Source organism: Alicyclobacillus sp. CIJ1, from assembly GCF_057538885.1.
The window spans coordinates 1-988 of sequence record NZ_BAAJPH010000108.1; the positions used below are offsets into that span (position 1 = coordinate 1).

General features: G+C 65.4%; 1 protein-coding gene. It reads right to left on the bottom strand.

What is annotated here, in order from left to right; all coding sequences use genetic code 11:
• Nucleotides 1-988, bottom strand: a 988-nt coding sequence (locus AC27E8_RS08745) for a DEAD/DEAH box helicase (RefSeq protein WP_487111447.1), incomplete at both ends; no start/stop codon positions are given.

Consider the following 988-nt stretch of genomic DNA (forward strand, 5'->3'; position numbering starts at 1 on the left):
GCCGCGCCCCAGGCCATCTCCGAGTCCGGCCCGAAGTACACGCGGTGCATCTCGGGCTTCGCGCCCGGCTCCTCTGTACTGAATCGCCCGTAGGCCACGTACCAGCCGACCTGCGTCTGCTCGACTCGGACAAAGTTGCCGCGGAAATCTCGCGCGAGCCACACACGCTCGCGAACCCGCATCCACCGAAACGCGCTCGCCGTAAGCCGCTTGGCGACCCTCGGCCCGCGCTCCCCGCCGGCCCGTTCGCGCTTCTCGCCGCTTTCGTCCTTGTCCTCGCCCGCGAGCAGCCGATCCACCGTCATCAGCCGATGCACGTCCGTGACCCCGACCACATCCAGCACCAGACAGTCCCGTTTGAAGATGTGCGGCGCAATCCGCAGGCCCCGCCCGACGCACTGGACGTAAAGACTGTGACTCAAGGTAGGCCGCGCCATGATGATGCACGACACTTCTGGACGGTCAAAGCCTTCTGTAAGTACTCCATAGTTGCATAGGACTCGAATATTTCCATCCGAGAACGCGTCAAGGGTCTGTCGGCGTTCTTCCTTGGGCAAGGCGCCGTGCACCACCGCCACGGGGACTCCCGCCTTCTCGAACTCCGCCGCCAGGTGATAGGCGTGCTCGACGCTCGCGCAGAACGCGATCGTCAGCCTGTCGGAGGCCTGCGCCTGCCACGCAGCGACGATCTGCTTGTTGACGCTCGGCGTGTCCACCGCGCCCTCGACCTCGGCGTCCGACCAGTCGCCGTCGTCCTTGTCCTCAAGGCCTTCGACGATCTCGAGCTTCACCGACCTCGGTGGCACGAGGAAACCCATGTCGATCAGGTCGTGGATCCCGATCGCGTAGGCCACGCCGTCGTACACCTTGCGGAGATCCGCCTTGTCGGTGCGATAGGGAGTCGCCGTGAGCCCCAGATGCACGTGGCCCTCGGGAACCACGGCGCCGAGGAACCCGAGCGCGTGGTAGATGCGCATGTACGTCCTTG